Consider the following 15654-nt stretch of genomic DNA (forward strand, 5'->3'; position numbering starts at 1 on the left):
ATTGCAGGTGGTGGCTCGGCTTTCAGTTGAGCTCGATTCGCGCGCACAGCCCGCCACTGTCGCGGTTGCTCAGGGTCAGCCGACCACCCATGGCCTGGATCAGCTGGTGGGCAATGGCCAGCCCCAGCCCGGTGCCGCCGGTGCTGCGATTGCGTGAGCCCTCCACTCTGTAGAATGGCTTGAGCACTTCGTCCAGCTCGTCAGCGGGTATTCCAGGCCCATCGTCGAGCACGCGGATCACGGTCATGCCGCCCTCGCGGCACACCTCCAGCTCGGCAGCGCCGGCAAACTTGAGGGCGTTGTCCACAAGGTTCACCAGCACTCGGCGCAGGGCGTGCGGGCGGGTTTCCAGCAGGCTGCGCGTGCTGCCGTTACGCTGCACCTGGGCGCCACTGTCCTGATAGTCGAACACTAGGCTGTCGAGGAAGGCATCAAGGTCAATTCTGCACGCGGCTTCAGTGCTGGTATCCATGCTGCGGGCGTATGCTACGCCTTCGCGCACCAGGTGCTCCATCTCGCCCAGGTCGCTCCACAATTTGTCCTTTTCGACCCCGTCGTCCATCACTTCGACACGCAGCTTCATGCGTGTGATCGGTGTTTGCAGGTCGTGAGAGATGGCCGCCAGCAGCTGCATGCGTTCCTTCAGGTGGGCGCTGATACGCGCCTGCAGGGCGTTGAAGGCCGCCGCGGCGTAGCGCACCTCGCGCGGGCCGCTTTCATCCAGCTGTACGCCGGGTTTGTCCGGATCGAGGTTGTCCACGGCGCGGGCCAGGCGAGTCAAAGGGCCAATGGCCAGGTGCACGGCCAACCAGGTGCACAGCAACAAGACTGCCAGCTGGATCAGCAGCACCATGGGCAGCCAGCGGGCCACCGGGACCGCCGATGGGGTGACGTCGATGGTCAGCGGCGCGCCGTCGGCAAGGCTCAGGTGGGCCTGGAAGTGGGCATTCGGGCCGGGGATGTCCTGGAAGGTCAGGCGGTAGTCGCTGCCGATGGCCTTGACGATCGACTCGGCGGCCATGGGCGGGTCGCTGCCGGGCATCGCCTCGCCGGCCAGGCCTTGGTCGAGACGGTAGCGGTAGGTATGCCGTTCCAGGCGCGGCAGCCAGGCCGCACGTTCGGCTGCAGGCAGGCGGTCGAGGATGGCCACTGACGTGGCCACGTCCTGTTCCAGGTTGCTGAGCATCATCGAGCGGCTGCTGATGTAGCGCTCGTAGGCCTGCAGCCCAAACGACAAGCCGTAGGCCAGGATCAGGCCGGTCAAGAAGATCAGCCCCAGGCGCGAGGCCAGGGTACGAGGCCACTTCATGACGGCGACTCGAGCAGTTGCACCGGCAGCGAGAACACATAGCCTTCGCTGCGCACGGTTTTGATGCAGCTGGGTTCGCGGGCGTCGTCGCCCAGGCGCTGGCGCAGGCGGCTGACCAGCAGGTCGATGGAGCGGTCGAAAAGGTCGGCTTCGCGGCCCTGGGTCAGGTTGAGCAGTTGTTCGCGGCTGAGCACCCGCTGTGGGTGGTCCAGAAACACCCGCAACAGGCGGTACTCGGCGCCACTCAGGGCCACCAGGGTGCCTTCGTTGTCGAGCAGGTGGCGGGCGGTGGTGTCCAGCCGCCATTGGCCGAAGCGCAGCAGGCGGCTGCTTTCGCTGATGGTGAGGTTGGGTGGCAGCATGCGCGTGCGGCGCAGCACGGCATTGATACGGGCAAGCAGTTCGCGGGCAGAAAACGGCTTGGTCAGGTAATCGTCGGCGCCCATTTCAAGGCCGATGATGCGGTCGGTTTCATCGTTGCGGGCCGTCAGCATCAACACGGGCGTATTGCGGTGTTTGCCGGCGCGCAGTTCGCGGCACAGCAGCAGGCCATCGTCGCCGGGCATCATGATGTCGAGAACGATCAGGTCGACGCTGCTGGCTCCAAGGAAGGCCCGCATCTGCCTGCCGTCGGCGACGATGCTGGTGCGCAGGCCGTTCTTCTTAAGGTAGTTGCCGACCAGTTCGCGGATCTCGCGGTCGTCGTCGACGATCAGGATGTGATCGACGTGTTCCATGCGCAGCGTTCCTGTTCGAGTGGGTTTGGCGCAGTGTACCCGGCCCTTTTGCGCTTGCCTGCGGGGGTTTGTATTGCAGTGTATCTGGCAGGTGTATAGAACTGTAGCGGGGGCGGGTGAAGCGGCTCGGGTCAAAGCAGCACAGCACTGGGAGTTGACCGCTTGGCCGATAAAAGCCGGGTTCTGCTCCGGCTCGGAGCCTGGTTGCAGAACAAAGCGTACAATGTCGTTTCGGGTAACTGTATTTCAGTGGCTCATCACCGAGTAGCCTGCATGTACCAGACACACCCCGGAACGCCCCAAAGAGCCCACGAACGCCTCTGCGAGCAAATCGAGACGTTTCTCCAGCGTGGCGGCCAGATCCAGCACGTAGCCATCGGTGTCACCGGTTCCCCTTATGGCGTAGCTAAAGTCCAGTGGCACAAGGAGCGTGCAGCCAAGCCTTGATGGCCTGCCTTTGCGCCTGAACCCACCACCCTTCAGGCGCTTCAATACCCATTCTTGAAGGGGCACGCCCGTGAGCGAAGAGCCGAGCGATTGTGTAATCGCCGTTTGCATAGGTATTTCTGAGCAACAAGTGGCCCACTACCGGCGGGAGAGCTTTCTGCTGGGGGACGGCTCATGGCTCGTGCATTTCGCTTTCATCATGCCCAAAGCGCTTCGTCATCAACTCACAGGCAGTTTTACACTCTTGTTGAAGGCCTCTCGAGCGCCTGGCGATACCCGACAGGCAGACGAGGTAGGACCGTGAGGAAGGTTCAATACAGGCACTGTACGTAAAGAAGGTCGTTGTTATTTATGCTCATAAATAGATTGTGTCCAGTGGTCTGATACCTGTCTTTTATTTTCAGGCAGGGCGCATACTCATTAAGCTCAGATTATCTGGGCTTATGAGAGGTGCTTATGTACGGTAAAAACCAGGCAGGGCAGGGCTCATCGGAGAGTGATCCGGAAATAGATCAGGATCGCCAAGGCTTGGGCAATGATCGTCTTGTTCAGCCTATAACTGATGATCGGAATAATTACATCGATCCTGAACCTGTTACTGAGGCCGGGCCAGAGCCTGCAGACAAGCTTTTGGCCTCGAATGCACCGAAATTCAGCCGCTATTCTGACGGCCCGGATACCCCGTGGAGACGCGCTTGGCTGCACTAGCCCTGCGCTGACAGATCGCATGACAAAGCATGCTTTTACCAGCGCTCCACTTCTCGAAGAAAATGATGATGAGCCATTGTAAGCAGGTGGCTTTATCGAGGTTTTTATGAAAGACAAGCAAACTGTTCAACGCGGTAGTTGCTCGGATGAGGGCGACAATAAATCCACTCAGCGTTCCAGCAAGGGTGAAAACAGGGGGCCGCTTACAGAGCGTGCGTCGAGGGCTGAGTTGTACAGTCGTCACGATAAAGTTGAACCGGCGAGTGACAACAAACGTTAGTTTCTAAAAACTTGAAGCTATTGTATCCGTTTGTACAGCCGGGGCGCCCTTCGTGGGCGCCTTCTTTTTTATAACGACCTGCCCGCGCAGGGTTTTCCAGGATTCTACGAGGTTTCGCTGACAGGAATGCAGCTACAGAAGGACGCACATCCCGGCGTTGAGTGACACAGACGGGATACTTGGCAGGCGTCAAATGGCTCTTGACCGGGGAACACACGCCCCTCTGCCAAACGTTACACAGGAGAGATGCCATGAATTTCAAGACTGTCGCCAGCGCCAGCCTGTTCGCCGTGCTCAGCTTTGGTGCCATTGCCGCCCAGGCCACCACCGCACCCATGGGCGCTGCCGGCGCCATGCAGTACCGCTACGGTGAGCATCTGGATGTGAAGAAAGTGCTGTCGGTACAGGACGAGCAGAGCAACGCCTGCGGCCTGGTGAACACCCGCATGGACTACCTCGACTCCAAGGGCCAGCAGCAGAGCGTGCAGTACCGCACCTACGCCACTGGCGGTTGCCATGACAACTGATCGCCGCCTGATGCTGAAAGCGGGAGGCATAGCCCTGGCGCTGACGGGGCTGGGGTTGGCCGGGCACCTGATGGCCCGTGACCGCTACGGCGCCATGCCGTCGCTGTCGGGGGCCAGCCAGTGGCTCAACTCGACCCCGCTGGATGGGCCGGCGCTTAAGGGCAAGGTGGTGCTGGTGGACTTCTGGACCTGGGACTGCATCAACTGCCAGCGCAGCCTGCCTCATGTGAACGACTGGGCGCGGCGTTATGCCGATCAGGGGCTGGTGGTGGTGGGCGTGCATACGCCGGAGTACGCCTACGAACATGACCTGGGCACCCTGCGAAACAAGGTGGCCGGGCTGGGTATCGGTTATCCGGTGGCGGTGGATAATGACTACAAGGTGTGGAATGCCTGGGGCAACCAGTTCTGGCCGGCCCATTACTTTGTCGACCGTAAAGGACAGGTGCGCCATGTGCACTTTGGCGAAGGCGATTATGGCGGGCAGGAACAGCTGATACAGGCACTGCTGTATGAGAAAGGTGACTAGGCTGTGCCGGCCTCTTCGCCGGCATGCCCGCTCCTACAACGACAGTGCAATCAGCGAAGTATGCGCACTCTCTGTGGGTGCGGGCGTGCCCGCGAAGAAGCCAACACTTGCCTATCAGGTGAAACTGGCAAAGTGCGCCTGCATCCGCGCCGCATCCGCCTGGCGCCCGCTGAACAGCTCGAACGCCTTTACCGCCTGGAACACCGCCATATTGCTGCCATCCAGCGTGCGGCAACCCAGTGCCCGAGCCGCGCGCAGTAGTTCGGTTTCCAGCGGGAAGTAGATGATTTCCGCCACCCACAGGCCCGCATGCAGCAGCTCGACCGGTAGCGGTGTGCCCGGTAGCTTGGCCATGCCCACCGGCGTGGTATTGACCAGCCCGTCTGCCTCGGCCAGCGCCGCGGCCAGGTCGGTGCCGAGTACTGCGCGGCCCGTGCCGAAATGCTCATTCAGGTTGTCTACCAGCGCTTGCGCGCGGGCCGCATCCACTTCGAACAGCACCAGTTGCTCGACCCCTTCAATCAGCAGGGCGTGGGCCACGGCCGACCCGGCGCCACCGGCACCCATCTGCACCACCTGGCGCCGGGCCACATCAGGCAGGCCGCGGCGCAAGCCTTCGGCAAAACCCAGGCAGTCTGTGTTATGGCCGACGCGCTTGCCGTCCTTGAGCACCACGGTATTCACCGCGCCGATGCCACGGGCTTCATCCGACAGTTCGTCGAGCAGCGGCAGGATCGACTGCTTGAACGGGTAGGTGATGTTAAGCCCGGTAAAGCCTGTGTGCTGCGCGGCGTCGAGCAGCCCGGGCAGGGCGCTGTCCTCCAGTTGCAACTGGTCGGCATCAATCAGCCGATACAGGTAGCGCAGGGCCTGGGCGTCACCTTCGTGTTCGTGCAGGGCAGGGGTGCGCGACAGCTGGATGCCGCGGCCGATCAAGCCGGCAAGGATGGCGTGCTGGCTCATGCCGTGCGCTCCTGGAACATTTCGGCGAAGTGGCTGAGGGCCATGCGGTAGCCATGGCTGCCCAGCCCGCAAATCACCCCGACGGCGATGGACGATACAAATGACAGATGGCGGAACGGCTCGCGCTTGTGCACGTTCGACAGGTGTACTTCGATGACCGGCAGTTCACTGGCCACCAAGGCGTCGCGGATGGCCACCGAGGTGTGGGTCCAGGCGCCGGGGTTGATCACGATACCGGCGCAGCGGCCGCGGGCGGCGTGGATCCAGTCGATCAGTTCACCTTCGTGGTTGGTTTGGCGGAATTCGATTTCCAGGCCATGGCCATGGGCAGTGTCGGCACAGCTTTGGGCCAGGTCAGCCAGGGTTTCGTGGCCATATTGAGCAGGCTCGCGGGTACCCAGCATGTTCAGGTTAGGGCCGTTGAGCACGAGAATAAGGGGGTTCATGACGAGCATCGCTTTGTTGTTGTTGGATGCACCTAGTTTTGTACCGCCTGGTTAGTTTAGTCAATTGGACTAAAACGCCGCACCGGGAAAGTGGGCGATTATCGAACTGTTGAGGTGTGCAGGCCCCCGCCTACGGGGGATTTGGCTTTCTGCGCCTGCATTACAAAATTGTAATTTTCCTGCCACCGCCCCGATAAGCACGGCTTCCTACAGTCCTTCGCCTAAACGCGTCGACGAGGATTTGTTCGTGCCCATCCCCCGCAAGACCGCTTTGCTCTGCCTGTTGCTGGCCAGTGTCACCAGTGCCCAGGCCAGTCAGAGCCTGAGCCTGCCCCAGGCGCTTGCCGCCGCCTTTGCTCAAAACCCAGAGCTGGCCGCAGCCGGCCGGGAAATCGGCATTGCCGACGGCGAGCGGCGCCAGGCCGGGTTGATCCCCAACCCAGAGCTCGCCTGGGAGGTCGAGGACACCCGCCGCGATACCAGCACCACCACCGTCACCCTCAGCCAGCCGTTGGAACTGGGCGGCAAGCGCGGCGCACGTATTGCTGTGGCTGGCACCGGCCAGGCCATTGCCCAGCTTGGCCTGGAGCGCCAGCGCAATGGCCTGCGTGCCGATGTGGTGCAGGCCTTCCACGCCGCCTTGCGCGCGCAGACAGCACTGGAACTGGCGCAGCAGTCGCAGGCATTGACCGAGCGCGGGCTGCGCGTGGTACAGGGGCGGGTGACCGCTGGCCAGTCATCCCCCGTGGAGGCCACCCGCGCCCAGGTGCAACTGGCCCAGGCCCAGGCTGAAGTACGACGCGCGCAGACCCAGCGCGGCGTGGCTTATCAGGCGCTGGCACGCCTGACCGGTAGCCCCTTGGCAAGCTTCGATCAGTTGCAGGCTGCCAACCTTTCGCCTGGCGTCGCGCCCAGCGCCGATGCCTTGCTCGACCGGGTCGAACACACCGCCGAATGGCGTCTGGCTGCTGCACAGGTCGAGCGCGGCGAAGCGTCCCTGGGGTCGGAAAAGGCTCAGCGTATTCCCAACCTCACTGTCAGCCTCGGTAGCCAGTACAGCCGCGAGGACCGCGAGCGGGTGAATGTGGTGGGCCTGTCCATGCCATTGCCGCTGTTCGACCGCAACCAGGGCAACGTGCTGGCGGCTGCACGCCGTGCCGACCAGGCGCGTGACTTGCGTAACGCCGTGGAACTGCGCCTGCGCAGTGAAACCCGCAGCGCAGTCAGCCAGTGGCACACGGCGATGCAGGAGGTGGACGCCTACGACCGCACCATCCTGCCTTCGGCGCAGCAGGCCGTGGACACCGCCACCCGTGGTTTCGAAATGGGCAAGTTCGCGTTCCTCGATGTACTCGACGCTCAGCGCACGCTGATCGAGGCCCGCGGGTTGTACCTCGAGGCGCTGGCTTCGGCGACCGACGCACGGGCGCAGGTCGAGCGGATTTATGGCGACCTCGATGACCTGAGCACCCCCTTGAACAGCAGGAGCAAGCATGACTAACCCACGCAAGATAGCCCTTCTGGTCGCCGCCATGGCCGCGCTCGGCCTGGGTGGCCTGGCCTGGACCGGCAACCTGGGCCAGGCGTCGAATGCCCAGGCCCGCCACGACGACCATGGCGAAGACAGCCACGGCCATGGTGCCGAGAAGGCCGATGAAGGCCATGCAGGGGAAGGGCACGGCGAAGAAGAGGGCCAATTGCACCTGTCCATCGCCCAGATCGAGGCGGCCGGTGTGCAGTTGGCTGTCGCCGGCCCTCGTGAGTTGGGTACCGCCTTCAGCTTCCCGGGGGAAATCCGCTTCGACGAGGACCGCACTGCCCACGTGGTGCCGCGTGTACCCGGTGTGGTCGAGGCGGTGCAAGCCGAACTGGGCCAGGCGGTCAAGCGCGGCCAGGTATTGGCGGTGATCGCCAGCCAGCAGATTTCCGACCTGCGCAGCGAGCAGCAGGCAGCCCAGCGCCGTCTGGAGCTGGCGCGCCTGACCTTCCAGCGCGAACAGCAGTTATGGCAGGAGCGTATCAGTGCCGAGCAAGATTACCTGCAAGCGCGGCAGGTGTTACAGGAGGCCGAAATCGCCTTGGCCAACGCCCGGCAAAAGGTCGCCGCAGTAGGCCCGGCGGGCGCTGGCAACCGCTATGAATTGCGCGCGCCATTCGATGCAGTGGTGGTGGAAAAGCATCTGAGCGTGGGCGAGGTGGTCGACGCGACCAGCAACGCCTTCACCTTGTCTGACCTGAGCCGGGTCTGGGCCACCTTCGCCGTGGCGCCGCGTGATCTGGACAAGGTGGTGACCGGCCGCAATGTCACGGTCAGCGCACCAGACCTGGGCGCCCAGGTTGAGGGCAAGGTCAACTATGTCGGCAGCCTGCTCGGCGAGCAGAACCGCGCCGCCACGGTCCGCGCCACCCTGGCAAACCCCAACGGCGCATGGCGCCCCGGGCTGTTCGTCAATATCGCGGTCAGCGTCGAGCGCTTCAATGCCGCCGTGGTGGTGCCGGAAAGCGCCCTGCAAATCTGGGAAGAACAGACCGTTGTGTTTGCCCGCACCGAGGAAGGCTTCGAGGCTCGCCCGGTAAAGGCCGGCCGCCGCGACGCCGGCCAGGTGGAAATTATCAGCGGCCTGGCCGCCGGCACCCAGGTAGCCGCCGCCGGCAGCTTTGTCCTCAAGTCGGAACTGGGCAAGGGCTCGGCCGAGCATAGCCATTGATCACGGGGACACCTGCATGTTCGAACGCCTGATCCAATTTGCCATCGAGCAGCGCCTGGTGGTGATGCTGGCCGTGGTCCTGATGGCCGCGGTGGGTATCCACAGCTACCAGAAACTGCCGATCGACGCTGTACCGGACATTACCAACGTCCAGGTACAGATCAATACCGCTGCACCCGGTTACTCGCCGCTGGAGACCGAGCAGCGCATCACCTTCTCCATCGAGACCGCCATGGCCGGCCTGCCTGGGTTGAAGCAAACCCGCTCGCTGTCGCGTTCGGGCCTGTCGCAGGTCACGGTGATTTTCGATGATGGCACCGACCTGTTCTTCGCCCGTCAGCTGGTCAACGAGCGCCTGCAAGTGGCCCGCGAGCAACTGCCCGAAGGGATAGAAGCGGGCATGGGGCCGATTTCCACCGGGTTGGGTGAAATCTTCCTGTGGACCGTGGAGGCCGAACAGGGCGCTCTCAAAGAGGATGGCACCCCGTACACCCCGACAGACCTGCGGGTGATCCAGGACTGGATCATCAAGCCGCAGCTGCGCAATGTGCCGGGGGTGGCCGAGGTAAACAGTATCGGCGGCCATGCCAAGCAGTACCTGATTGCACCGGAGCCCAAGCGGCTGGCAGCCTACAAGCTCACCCTCAACGACCTGATCGCGGCCTTGGAGCGCAACAATGCCAACGTTGGCGCCGGTTACATCGAGCGCAATGGCGAGCAGTTGCTGATCCGGGCACCGGGCCAGGTGGCCTCGGCCGAAGACATCGCCAACATCGTCATCGCCAGCGTCGATGGCACGCCGATCCGCGTCAGCCATGTTGCCGAGGTTGGCCTGGGCCTAGAACTGCGCTCGGGTGCAGCCACCGAAAACGGCCGGGAAGTGGTGCTGGGTACGGTGTTCATGCTGATTGGAGAGAACAGCCGCACGGTATCCCAGGCCGTTGCCGCCAAACTGGTCGAGATCAACCGCAACCTGCCCAAGGGTGTGGTGGCAGTGACCGTGTACGACCGCACAAACCTGGTGGAAAAAGCCATCGCCACGGTGAAGAAGAACCTGGTCGAAGGCGCCATTCTGGTCATCGCTGTGCTGTTCCTGTTCCTGGGCAACATCCGCGCCGCACTGATCACCGCCATGGTCATTCCGCTGTCGATGCTGTTCACCTTCACTGGCATGTTCAGCAACAAGGTCAGCGCCAACCTGATGAGCCTGGGGGCACTGGACTTCGGCATCATCGTCGACGGCGCAGTCGTGATCGTGGAAAACGCCATCCGCCGCCTGGCCCATGCCCAGCAACGCCATGGCCGCATGCTGACGCGCAGCGAGCGCTTCCATGAAGTGTTCGCTGCCGCCCGTGAGGCGCGCCGGCCCCTGATCTACGGGCAGTTGATCATCATGGTGGTGTACCTGCCGATCTTTGCCCTGACCGGGGTCGAGGGCAAGATGTTCCACCCCATGGCCTTTACCGTGGTCATGGCCCTGCTCGGCGCCATGATCCTGTCGGTCACGTTCGTGCCGGCAGCCATCGCCCTGTTCGTCACCGGCAAGGTCAAGGAAGAGGAAGGCCTGGTGATGCGCACGGCGCGTCAGCGCTATGCCCCGGTGCTGGCCTGGGTGCTGGGGCGACGCAAGTTGGCGTTTGCCGTCGCGGCCACTCTGGTGGTGCTGTCCGGGGTCATGGCCAGCCGCATGGGCAGCGAGTTCATCCCCAGCCTCAGCGAGGGCGACTTTGCCTTGCAGGCCCTGCGTGTGCCGGGCACCAGCCTGTCGCAGTCGGTAGACATGCAGCAGCGCCTGGAGCAGGCGATCATCGCCCAGGTGCCGGAAGTGGAGCGGGTGTTCGCCCGTACCGGTACCGCCGAGATCGCCTCCGACCCGATGCCACCGAACATCTCCGACGCCTATGTGATGTTGCGCCCGCGCGAGCAGTGGGTAGACCCTGGCAAGCCGCGTGACGAACTGATCGCCGAGGTACAACGTGCTGCCGCCAGCGTACCGGGCAGCAACTACGAGCTGTCGCAGCCGATCCAGTTGCGTTTCAACGAGCTGATTTCCGGGGTGCGCAGCGATGTGGCGGTGAAGTTGTTCGGTGATGACATGGATGTGCTCAACCGCACCGCCACACAGATCGCCAGCAGCCTGCAGGGGGTAGCGGGTGCGTCCGAGGTCAAGGTCGAGCAGACCACCGGCCTGCCGGTGCTGACCATCGACATCGACCGCGACAAGGCGGCCCGCCATGGCCTGAACGTGGGTGACGTGCAGGACGCCATCGCAATTGCTGTGGGTGGCCGCACGGCAGGCACGCTGTATGAAGGCGACCGGCGCTTCGACATGGTGGTGCGCCTGCCCGAAACCTTGCGCACCGATGTGGACGGGCTGTCCAGCCTGCTGATTCCGGTACCGGCCAGTGCCGCTGCGGGCGCTGCGCAAATCGGCTTCATCCCGCTGTCCCAAGTGGCCAGTTTGAACCTGCAACTGGGGCCTAACCAGGTCAGCCGCGAGGATGGCAAGCGGGTGGTGGTGGTCAGTGCCAACGTACGTGGGCGTGACCTGGGCTCGTTTGTGGCGGATGCCGAACAGGCCCTGATCCGGCAGGTGCAGATTCCGCCGGGTTACTGGACGCGCTGGGGGGGCCAGTTCGAACAGTTGCAATCGGCAACCGAGCGCCTGCAGGTGGTGGTGCCGGTGGCTTTGCTACTGGTCATGGCGCTGCTGCTGATGATGTTCAACAACCTCAGGGATGGCTTGCTGGTGTTCACCGGCATTCCGTTTGCCCTGACCGGCGGGGTGCTGGCGCTGTGGTTGCGGGACATCCCGTTGTCCATTTCAGCTGGCGTAGGGTTCATTGCCCTGTCGGGAGTGGCGGTGCTCAACGGGCTGGTGATGATCGCCTTTATCCGTGCCCTGCGCGAAGAGGGGCGGCCATTGCGGGCGGCGGTTGAAGAGGGCGCGTTGACGCGGTTGCGCCCGGTGCTGATGACCGCGCTGGTGGCTTCGCTGGGGTTCATTCCGATGGCCCTGGCTACGGGGACCGGGGCTGAGGTGCAGCGGCCGTTGGCGACGGTGGTGATTGGCGGGATCCTGTCTTCTACTGCACTGACATTGCTGGTGCTGCCGGCTTTGTATCAGTGGGCGTATCGGCGCGAAGAGCAGCAGGAGGGGTGAGATTCTGGGGCCGCTTTGCGGCCCATCGCGACCCAAGGCCGCTTCTACAGGGGCCGCGTCATCTTCCGGCTGACACGGTCCCTGTAGGAGCGGCCTTGTGCCGCGATGGGCTGCAAAGCAGCCCCAATAATCTCAGACGGTACGACGGACTCCAGGCCGTACAGCATCCGATCCCACCTCATCATGCAACGAAATCCGCGAAGTCTCCGGCAACGCCAACCCCCCCACCAACGCTACCAGCGCAATCACCACCAGGTAAAACGCCGGTGCCAGGCTGCTGCCGGTCTGCCCGATCAGCCAGGTCGCCACCAGCGGCGCGGTACCGCCAAACAGGGTATAGGCCACGTTGTAGGTAATCGCCGAAGCGGTATAGCGGGTGCGGGTGGGGAAGCTCTCCGACAGCAATGCTGCGGTCACCACACCACTGCACAAGGCCCCCACCGCCAGCAGGATCACCCCCAGCAGCGCACCGGACATCGAGCCCGAACTGGCCAGCCAGTACGCCGGGAACACGCACAGCATCACCCACAGGCAGGTAAAGCCAATGGTCTTGCGCCGCCCCACGCGGTCCGAGAACGCCCCGGCCAGCGGGCAGCCGACGGCGGCGAACAGCAGCGCCACGGTGGTCACCAGCAGTGACTGCGCGCGGGTCAGGTTGCCCACCAGTTGCAGGTACGTGGCGAAGTAGGTGGTGAACATATAGAACGACAGGGCAGTCAGCGAGATGAAGGCCCCCAGATTGCGAATGACCCGGCCATGGTGACGCAGGGTGTCTTTGAGCGGTGAATGCTCATGTTCCTTGCCCTGGGCGACGGCTTCGCGGAATGCCGGGGTTTCTTCCATACGCCAGCGCAGGTACAGGCCGACCAGCCCCAGCGGTGCGGCAACCAGGAAGGGAACGCGCCAGCCCCAGGCACCCATCGCCTCGGCCGACAGGCTGGCTTCCAGCCCATAGGCGATCACGGCGGCGCAGGCGAAGGCGGAAAAAGTCGAGACCGGCACGAAGCTGCCGTAGAAGGCACGCCTGTCATTGGGTGCATGCTCCATCAAGTAGGCGCAGGCCCCCGCGTATTCGCCACCGGCAGAAAAACCCTGCAGGCAGCGCGCCAGGGTAAGCAGCACTGGGGCTGCCAGACCGATGCTGGCGTAGGTCGGCAGCAGGCCGATCAGGGTGGTGGAGCCTGCCATCAAGAGGATGGTCAGCGACAGGATGCGCTTGCGTCCCAGGCGGTCGCCCAGCGCGCCAAACACGATCCCGCCCAGCGGGCGAAGGGCAAAGGCCACGGCAAACACCGCGAACGTCTTGAGCAACGCCGCGCTGGGGTCTTCACTGGCAAAGAACTGGCTGGCGATCAGGGTGGCGAGAAAGCCATACACGGCGAAGTCGAACCATTCGACGAAATTGCCGATGGCCGAGGCGGCGATCACCCTGCGCAGGGTGGCGGGGGATACCTCATGAGGTGCGGACATGCGGGTGCTCTCCGGTTCCATTGGCAGCCATGATGAAAAGTGGCGCGGTCGGGCCGCGCCATCATTATTGTGCTTGCCAGTAGATAACCGGGCGCTGGACGATGCTTTGTCGAGTGCGACCTCGGGATACCTGATTTAACCGCCATTGCGGTTAACAGCCAACCTGCCAGAGCAATGAATACGGCAACCTGGCTTGCGTCAGAAGCGCATGTCCAGCGCCAGCTCGAAGGTGCGTGGCGGCCCCATGTAGTACTGGCTGTTATAGGCCTGCTTGGCATACACCTCATCGGTGATGTTGCGCACCCGCCCGGTCAGCGTGGTGTGTTCATCCAGCCGGTAGCGGGCGAAAGCGCCAAACAGGGTGTAGGCCGGGGCCTTCAGGCTGTTGGCGTTGTCGGCATACACCGAGCCCACGTAGCGCCCATCGGCGCCCACCGACCATGCCGGCGACAGGCTGTAGGTCAGCCACAGGTTGGCGACATTGGCCGGCACGTTGGTCGGCGCATTGCCCTTGCGTGAAACCGATTTGCCGCTGACTGCCTCGTTGAACTCATCGTACCGCGCATCGACATAGGCATAGTTGGCCTCGGCCAGCAGTTTCGGCGTTACCTGCAGGCGCCCGGACAGTTCGACACCACGTGAGGTCTGCTGCCCGGCCTGGACCGTGAGGTTTGCGTCGTTCGAATCGCGCACGGCAAAGTCCTTGCGCACGATCTGGTACAGCGCCAGCGTGGCCGCACCGCGACCATCGAGGAAGTCGAACTTGCTGCCCACTTCCCACTGCTCGCCCTTGGACAGGTCGAACAGCCCGACGTTGGAATAGGTCGCTGCCGCCAGCGAGCCGGCGGGCAGGTCGGCGGAGGTGCTGTACTGCGCATACAGGCTGGCCGAAGGCGTCAGCGCATAGGTCAGGCCGATGCGCCCGGACAGCGGTTCCCAGCGGCGTTCGAAATAGGCCGGCGAGGTGGGAGAGACTGCGCCGTAGTTGGTGACCTCCATGTCCAGGTAGTCGTAGCGCAGGGCGGTCAGCAGGGCCAGGCGCTCGGTCAGCTGCAAGCGGTTTTCGGCAAACACGGCGCGGTTGATGACCTCGTGGTGACGTTGCTTGGTCAGGCCGGCATTCACCCCGGGGATGTCATCGAAGCTGCCGGGGTTGAAGTGGTCGGCATCGACCACGTCACTCCAGCTGCCGGAGGTGGGGTAGAGGGTCTGGCGCATGCGCGAGTACTCCAGCCCCAGCGACCACTGGCTGGTCAGGCCCAGCAGCTGGTTGTCATGGCGCAGTTCGATGCGGTCGCCCAGCAGGTTCTGGTCGTGGCGCTGCAGGTAGGGGCTGCTGCGCTGCACCTTGCCATCGCGGGTGTAGGCGTAGCGTTCGAGGTTGCGGTAATCGCGCTGGGCATTGTAGTGGTACAGCGTGTTCTGCACGCTGGTGCTGTCGCTGATCTGGTAGTCGAGGATCGAACGCAGCCAGCGCACCCGCTGCTCATAGCGGCCGTCAGCGACGTTGTAGTTTTCGAAGCGGCGGCTGTTGTCGATCTTCATCGTGCTGCGCCCGGGCAGAATCGGTGAGCCCCAGTAGGGGCTTTGTTCGCGGTCTTCCTGGTACTCGACCGCCAGGGTGTGCGTGAGGTTGGGGGCCAGGTCGCTGAGCAGCGAAAAGGCCAGGCTGTCGGTATCCCGTTCGTTGCGGTCGACGTAGCCGTTGCCATGCCCGCGGCTGAAGTCCAGGCGCATGAAATGGCGGGCATCGGCGGGGTTGCTGGCCAGCGCCTGGTTGATACCGAACGCCACCTCGCTGTCGTCGAAACTGCCATAGCGGATACGCCCATCGATTGTCTGTTGGTCGCGGCTGGCGAGCTTGGTGATGTAGTTGATCGAGCCGCCCACCGCACCCGCGCCGTGCAGGAACGAAGACGGCCCACCAATCAGCTCGACACGGTCGAGAACCCAGGCGTCCACTGGGCGGGTGGCGCTGCTGTAGCCCAGGTTGATGCCGTTGTACAACTGGGTGACCTGGTTCTGGGTAAAGCCGCGGTAGGCAACGAAGCCGCCAAAGCCGGGGTTGGCCGAGGCGTTGACGCCGGTCATGGCGTTGACCACGTCCTGGCTGTCCTTGGCGCCGCGTTCTTCGATCAGGCGACGGTCCGAGACGCTGACCGAGGCGGGTGTTTCCCGCGCGGTCAGGCCTAGGCGCGAACCGGTACGGATCGGCTCGTCCAGTTGCACGCCGCTGGCGGCGTCGCGTTCGCCGTCAATGGTGGTGGCGCCGAGTTCCACAGGGGCTGTTTCAGCGCAGGCAAAGCTGCAGGTGCCCATGAGGAGCACCAGGGAGGTCTTGCGAAGCATGTTGGTATGTCTTCCACG

The 15654-nt window shown here is 63.5% G+C and carries 12 protein-coding genes; 6 read left to right on the forward strand and 6 right to left on the reverse strand.

Translation table 11 applies throughout. The features are described from left to right. Positions 1-22 precede the first annotated feature (22 nt). Both OZ911_RS10150 and OZ911_RS10155 read right to left on the reverse strand, forming a co-directional pair. Positions 23-1309, reverse strand: coding sequence for a sensor histidine kinase (locus OZ911_RS10150; RefSeq protein WP_070086468.1), 1287 nt, complete (start codon positions 1307-1309; stop codon positions 23-25). Further along, entirely contained in the window at positions 1306-2046 is a 741-nt protein-coding gene (locus OZ911_RS10155; protein ID WP_016485970.1) for a response regulator, read from the reverse strand. The genes OZ911_RS10150 and OZ911_RS10155 overlap by 4 nt, the downstream gene beginning before the upstream one ends. Positions 2047-2319: 273 nt before the next feature. Between OZ911_RS10155 and OZ911_RS28875 the strand changes: the two genes are divergently transcribed. The 3 genes from OZ911_RS28875 to OZ911_RS10170 all read left to right on the forward strand — a co-directional run bounded on the left by OZ911_RS28875 (position 2320) and on the right by OZ911_RS10170 (position 4537). Further along, positions 2320-2493, forward strand: a complete 174-nt coding sequence (locus tag OZ911_RS28875) for a hypothetical protein (RefSeq protein ID WP_349816354.1) — start codon at positions 2320-2322, stop codon at positions 2491-2493. Between the two features lie 1239 nt (positions 2494-3732). Then, positions 3733-4008 (forward strand): DUF2790 domain-containing protein, encoded by a 276-nt coding sequence (locus OZ911_RS10165; RefSeq protein ID WP_016485973.1) that lies wholly within the window; start codon positions 3733-3735, stop codon positions 4006-4008. A 10-nt stretch (positions 4009-4018) separates the two neighbouring features. Next, entirely contained in the window at positions 4019-4537 is a 519-nt protein-coding gene (locus OZ911_RS10170) for a thioredoxin family protein (protein ID WP_031312552.1), read from the forward strand. Between the two features lie 114 nt (positions 4538-4651). Here the strand turns inward: OZ911_RS10170 and OZ911_RS10175 are convergent, their stop codons facing one another. Together OZ911_RS10175 and aroQ are read right to left on the reverse strand one after the other, a co-directional pair. Then, entirely contained in the window at positions 4652-5500 is an 849-nt protein-coding gene (locus OZ911_RS10175; protein WP_016485975.1) for a shikimate dehydrogenase, read from the reverse strand. After that, positions 5497-5946: a type II 3-dehydroquinate dehydratase gene (gene aroQ / locus OZ911_RS10180; protein WP_016485976.1), complete on the reverse strand. Its 450-nt coding sequence runs from the start codon at positions 5944-5946 to the stop codon at positions 5497-5499. The genes OZ911_RS10175 and aroQ overlap by 4 nt, the downstream gene beginning before the upstream one ends. Before the next feature lie 247 nt (positions 5947-6193). Here aroQ and OZ911_RS10185 point away from each other — a divergent pair, with 247 nt between their 5' ends. Genes OZ911_RS10185 through OZ911_RS10195 form a run of 3 tightly spaced genes read left to right on the forward strand, consistent with a single transcriptional unit; the run spans position 6194 to position 11817 of the window. Further along, positions 6194-7447 (forward strand): TolC family protein, encoded by a 1254-nt coding sequence (locus OZ911_RS10185; RefSeq protein ID WP_070086467.1) that lies wholly within the window; start codon positions 6194-6196, stop codon positions 7445-7447. Beyond that, positions 7440-8654: an efflux RND transporter periplasmic adaptor subunit gene (locus tag OZ911_RS10190; RefSeq protein ID WP_023048959.1), complete on the forward strand. Its 1215-nt coding sequence runs from the start codon at positions 7440-7442 to the stop codon at positions 8652-8654. Before OZ911_RS10185 ends, OZ911_RS10190 begins: the two co-directional genes overlap by 8 nt. A 16-nt stretch (positions 8655-8670) precedes the next feature. After that, positions 8671-11817 (forward strand): efflux RND transporter permease subunit, encoded by a 3147-nt coding sequence (locus OZ911_RS10195; protein WP_016485979.1) that lies wholly within the window; start codon positions 8671-8673, stop codon positions 11815-11817. 132 nt (positions 11818-11949) lie between these two features. Here the strand turns inward: OZ911_RS10195 and OZ911_RS10200 are convergent, their stop codons facing one another. After that, a complete protein-coding gene (locus tag OZ911_RS10200; protein ID WP_023048958.1) occupies positions 11950-13287 on the reverse strand; it encodes an MFS transporter in 1338 nt (445 codons plus the stop codon). 198 nt (positions 13288-13485) lie between these two features. Next, positions 13486-15636, reverse strand: coding sequence for a TonB-dependent receptor (locus OZ911_RS10205; RefSeq protein ID WP_023048957.1), 2151 nt, complete (start codon positions 15634-15636; stop codon positions 13486-13488). Positions 15637-15654 lie beyond the last annotated feature (18 nt).

It is taken from the genome of Pseudomonas fortuita, assembly GCF_026898135.2.
Taxonomy (GTDB): domain Bacteria; phylum Pseudomonadota; class Gammaproteobacteria; order Pseudomonadales; family Pseudomonadaceae; genus Aquipseudomonas; species Aquipseudomonas fortuita.